The following is a 4,845-nucleotide window of genomic DNA, read 5'->3' on the forward strand; positions in this document are numbered from 1 at the left end:
ACCAGCGGTCCGGTTCGTTCTGGTAGTAGATGTAGTCAAGGTTCCGTTCCAAAGGCACCGCGTCCCTGGTCCGTGTGCCCACAGTGTGCCGGGCGCCCAAGCGAAGCAGGAACGGATTCGAGAAGCGGCCCCCGCCATGCATCTGGAACGCGACATCGAACGTCCTGGCCTGCATCGCCTCGAAGAACGACTCCTGCGCTGCCACATCCTCGGCATCATCCTCAAAGCGCTCGCCGTTGCGCGGACCGTCGTGGACGCCGCGCGCCACAGGCAACATCTCGACGTCGTCAACCGGACCTTCCGTGGCAGCGGCAACCGCCGCATGGATGGGGGTCCCAAGAAGCGTGATGGCGGCTTCGGGGTACGCGCTTTTCAGCGCATGCAGAGCGGGGTAGGTGTAGATCAGGTCGCCCAGTCCGCCGCCCCTCAGGACCGCGATCCGCCTGACGTCACTGAACTTTTCAAGCACGGGGCCAATTCCCGGGTTCGGATTCGTCAGCGGATTTTCCATGGATCATTCCTTTCGCCACCGTGCTACGGGCCGGTTCTTCCGTAGCTCCCGTGGCCGTAGTGCTTCCGTGCGGAAACTCCCGGGCCCGGCGTGTGAAGACCGTGCCGCGGGGTACCTGAGGGGAACAGGAAACTGTAAGCCCAAACGGAAGGTACCCCATGGCACGCCTATCCAATCAAGAGGGCCCGGACAACCAGGAGAGCCGGGCACCTCACGAAGACCCGGCCCGTCACGAGGGCCTTGATCACGAGGGCCTGGATCCCGAAGGCTTGGATCCCGAAGGCCTGAATCGTGAAGCCCTGACCCATCAGGAAGGCTTGGCTGACTGGTTGCCGGGCCGCTTGGCCGAGGTGCGCCCAGTTGTGACAGTCATTGGCGATTCCATCCTGGACGGCTGGTGGGATGGAACCATTGAGCGGTTTTGCCGGGAAGCGCCGGCCCCGGTGGTTCAAGTCCAGCGCCGCGACTTTGCCCCGGGAGGTGCCGCCAATACTGCGATGAACCTTGCCGCGATGGGGGCCCGGGTTCGCTTTGTTTCGCTGGTAGGGCAGGACTCCGGAGGCCGCACCCTCCTTGAGGAGCTCACCTCGGCGGGGGTGGACGTATCCCACGTCGTATCCCATGCAGGCATGACCACCACCACCAAGTTCCGCGTGAGCAGCGGCGGGCAGGTGATGCTGCGCCTGGACGACGCCGCGGAAGAGGTCCCTGCCGATGGGCTCCTGCAGATGGCAGCAGCCATCCCCGAAGCACTGCCGGGCTCCGCAGCCGTGGTTTTGTGCGATTACGGAGCCGGCGCCCTGGAAGGTGCTGTGAGGGATGCTGTTTTCGCGAACCTGGGCCCTGGGAGCGACGGCCCGGACTCCGTGGAAGCCGGCCCGGCCAAGGCACGCCAGGACACCTTGGTGGTAGTGGACGCCCATCATCCAGGGCGTTGGGCAGGCCTGCAGCCGGACTTGGCAACGCCCAATGCGCAGGAAGCGGGCAGGTTGTTGGGGACCGGGTTGCCGGGTGGCGCTGCCAGGTGCCCCTTCGTGGAAACCCACGCGGACCAGATTCTGCGCGCCTCAGGTGCGGCCGCCGTCGTCGTGACTTTGGACCGGGAGGGGACCATGACGCTCCGCCCCAACGGCGCCCAAAAACCGGCAACCCACCGGACGTGGGCACGGCCGCAGGCAGAGAAGCAGGCTTCAGGGGCCGGCGATACGTTTGTGGCGGCGTTGACCATTGCCCGGGCTGCCGGTTTGCCGCTCACCACCAGTGTGGACCTGGCCCAGGCGGCGGCCGATGTTGTGGTGCACCGTCCGGGTACCTCCGTCTGCACCACTGAGGAGTTGGCGAAGCACCTTAAAGGGTTCGCGGATACGGCACTGACCGACGCCGAGCTGGCGCGGCAGGTGGAAGAACACCGACGGGAAGGCAGGCGGATTGTCCTGACCAACGGGTGTTTCGACGTCCTTCATCGTGGCCATACCCGCTACCTCAATCAGGCCAAGCAGCTGGGCGATGTGTTGGTGGTGGCGCTGAACAGTGATTCTTCCGTGCGGAAGCTCAAAGGCCCGGACCGTCCGGTCAACCACGAGGCCGACCGCGCGGCAGTCATCGCCGCACTGAGCTGCGTGGACCATGTCACTGTTTTCGACACCCCTACTCCCATACCGCTCATAGATCTCCTGCAGCCCGATGTCTACGCCAAAGGCGGCGACTACACGCCGGAGATGCTGCAGGAAACCGCGGCGGTGGAGCGGTATGGCGGCACCGTGACCATCCTCGATTACGTGCCGGAACATTCCACCACAGCGGTCCTGGAACGCATCCGTTCCACGGGCGAAACCCCGCAGACCTGAGGAAGCAGCCATGCGTATTGCCATCATCGGTGCCACAGGACACGGCGGCACGGAACTGCTGAAACGGCTCCACAAGGCACGGTCCGAGGAAGGCGCGGAGCTGGAACTGGTGGGCGTCGTCCGGCGGCAACCTGATCCGGACGCCGCCCCGTACCACGGCGTGGAGTGGCATACCTTGGACATCAGCGCGGCCGAGGACCAGCCGGCCTTGGAAGCGGCGTTGGCAGGAGCCGACGCTGTGGTTCATCTGGCGTGGCTGATCCAGCCGAACCACAACCGGGAGATGCTTCGCCGGACCAATGTGGCCGGAACCGCCCACGTGCTCGCCGCCGCACGCAAAGCCGGAGTAGGGCACGTGGTGTGCGCATCGTCGGTGGGAGCGTACTCGCCGGCGCCCAAGGACCAGCGGACCAAGGAAGACTGGCCCACCGGCGGTATCCGCAGCTCGCACTACAGCGTGGACAAGGCAGCACAGGAAAGGCTCCTGGACGGTTTCGCCACGGAAAACCCGGACATTGTGGTGGCCCGGCTCCGCCCCGCCCTGATGTTCAGCGCCGGGGGCGGGAGCGAGGTTGGCCGCTACTTCCTGGGCCAGGTTCTGCCGAGGCTGGTTCCGCGCAAGCCCTGGCTGCCGCTCCTCGCCATTCCCAAGGAGCTGGTGTTCCAAGCCGCCCATACAGCTGACGTCGCTGATGCCTACTGGCGGGTGGTGGAACGCAAGGCCGAAGGTGCTTTCAACATTGCGGCCGAGCCCGTCATCGACCCCAACGCCCTGGCATGGATTCTCAACGCCCGGCGGCTGATGCCGTTCCCGCTCAAGGTGCTGCGCGCCGTCGTCGAGGTCAGTTGGCGACTCCGGCTGCAGGTGACCGACGGCGGATGGGTGGACATGGCGGCCAACGCCCCCATCATGGACACGGCCAGGGCGCACGCGCTGCTGGGATGGTCGCCCAAGCATTCCTCACTGGAGGCGTTGGCGGAAATGCTGGAGGGGATCGGCGCCGGGAAGGGGCGGGAGGCCTCCCCGCCGTTGAAGCCGCGGTAGACCTTACTCGGAGGACAACACCACGGTGAGGATCCGGCGCAGGCTCATGGCCACCGAGGCCGGGGCATTGACCGGAGACTGGTCAGCAGCCGCTTCGGCCACTGCGTCGCTGAGGGCGCTGATGCTGTCCTTCGCCCGCGCCAATCGGTTGGCAAGTTCCCCGTTCTCGGCGTCCCGCCAATGATCCACCACGCCCGCCACCGATTCCAGGGCGTCCGCGAGGGGGGCCACCACCGCATCCGGGATGATCGTCCCGGCACCCTCCTCCCAGATGGCGCTGGCCAGGACGTCGGTGATGTCCTGGACATGGAAAGTGAGCCGTTCTAGGGTTTTCAGTCCTGCAAGGTCGGCGGGCAGGCGGGTGGCACGACGCCGGGACCTGGGGTTCGCTTTGGCGCTCAGTTCAGCTTGATGCACCGCAGTCCGCACGCCGGCCGCCGTCAGCGAAAGTTCATCACTGCGGCTGGCCCATGCCTCATGGTTGGGTGGCCAGGACTCTTCCATGGCCCGGGCCATGTCCTTGAGCTGGCGGGACAACGCGCCTTGATGTCCGGCGATGGCGGGGTCGATGTCGTCCAGGTGCAGGGGCGGGAAGATCAACCAGTTCACGGCAAATCCGACGGTGACGCCCAAGGCCATTTGGAGGACGTAGGCGAAAGAGAATCCTTCGGCGTTGGAGTCACCCAATACCAGCACGAACAACGCTGCCATGGGGATCCATTCGGAGGCAGTGCCCAGCCTGGGAAGCCCGCCGATGAGCACGCCAAGCCCCACCACCACGGCAACCGCCAGCGCAGTTGGTGCGGCAACGGTGGTGATGGCGAACGCCATGCCGATGCCCAGCACCAGGCCCACCAGGCTTTGGAGCCCATGCTTGGCGGAGTCGGCCACGGTGGGGTGCATGCTGACCAAAGCACCGAGCGGCGCGTAGTACGGGTAGGCGGCTGCGGGGCCGGGCATGAAGGGTGCAAGGTACCAGGCCAGTCCTGCCGCCACCGCAGTTTTGGCGGCAAACAGGAGTCGGTGGCGGGTGACGGTTTTTCGAAGCGCGGGAATCAGCCGTCGCCTCGCGGGCAGTTGGCTCATTGGACCTACGTTGACAGGTCTGTCCTCCGGTGTCGAGGGGAAAGTGGCGAAAGTGAGGCACTGCATCTTTTTGAAAATTCAGGCGATTAGAACTTCATCAAGCGGGTACACACCCATTGATAGTAACGATACTTACTATCCCGGCTGCTGTCCGCAGCCTGCCAACTGTGGAAAGAGAGCGACAATGACTGAGAGCCAATCGCCGCAGGACGGAAGCTTCGCGGCGCCACGGACCGGAGCCCACTCAGGGACCGAGCCATTTTCCGGAAGCTACCTCGACTCGGACGTTGAGACGCAAACTGCAGGAACCACCGGCATCGGCGGAACCCCCACTGGTTCAGGAACCGGTTCTGCCC

Annotated in this window: 4 protein-coding genes; 2 read left to right on the plus strand and 2 right to left on the minus strand. The window is 65.3% G+C overall.

The window, feature by feature from the left end; genetic code table 11:
* The coding region (locus tag HP499_RS20805; RefSeq protein WP_375154265.1) for a glycosyltransferase family 9 protein at positions 1-511 on the minus strand (511 nt) is incomplete at its 3' end.
* 158 nt (positions 512-669) lie between these two features.
* Between HP499_RS20805 and rfaE2 the strand changes: the two genes are divergently transcribed.
* Positions 670-2,358, plus strand: a complete 1,689-nt coding sequence (gene rfaE2 / locus HP499_RS20810) for a D-glycero-beta-D-manno-heptose 1-phosphate adenylyltransferase (RefSeq protein WP_253951723.1) — start codon at positions 670-672, stop codon at positions 2,356-2,358.
* A gap of 10 nt (positions 2,359-2,368) precedes the next feature.
* Entirely contained in the window at positions 2,369-3,403 is a 1,035-nt protein-coding gene (locus tag HP499_RS20815) for an NAD-dependent epimerase/dehydratase family protein (RefSeq protein ID WP_172326028.1), read from the plus strand.
* Between the two features lie 3 nt (positions 3,404-3,406).
* Here the strand turns inward: HP499_RS20815 and HP499_RS20820 are convergent, their stop codons facing one another.
* Positions 3,407-4,489, minus strand: a complete 1,083-nt coding sequence (locus HP499_RS20820) for an aromatic acid exporter family protein (protein ID WP_253951724.1) — start codon at positions 4,487-4,489, stop codon at positions 3,407-3,409.
* Positions 4,490-4,845 lie beyond the last annotated feature (356 nt).

Origin of the sequence: Paenarthrobacter sp. CM16 (genome assembly GCF_013179505.1) — a bacterium.
In the GTDB taxonomy this organism is placed as follows: Bacteria; Actinomycetota; Actinomycetes; order Actinomycetales; family Micrococcaceae; genus Arthrobacter.

Coding starts and splice junctions, on each gene's coding strand:
- rfaE2 (WP_253951723.1), top strand. CDS start 670: ATGGCACGCCTATCCAATCAAGAGGGCCCGGACAACCAGGAGAGCCGG.
- HP499_RS20815 (WP_172326028.1), top strand. CDS start 2,369: ATGCGTATTGCCATCATCGGTGCCACAGGACACGGCGGCACGGAACTG.
- HP499_RS20820 (WP_253951724.1), bottom strand. CDS start 4,489: ATGAGCCAACTGCCCGCGAGGCGACGGCTGATTCCCGCGCTTCGAAAA.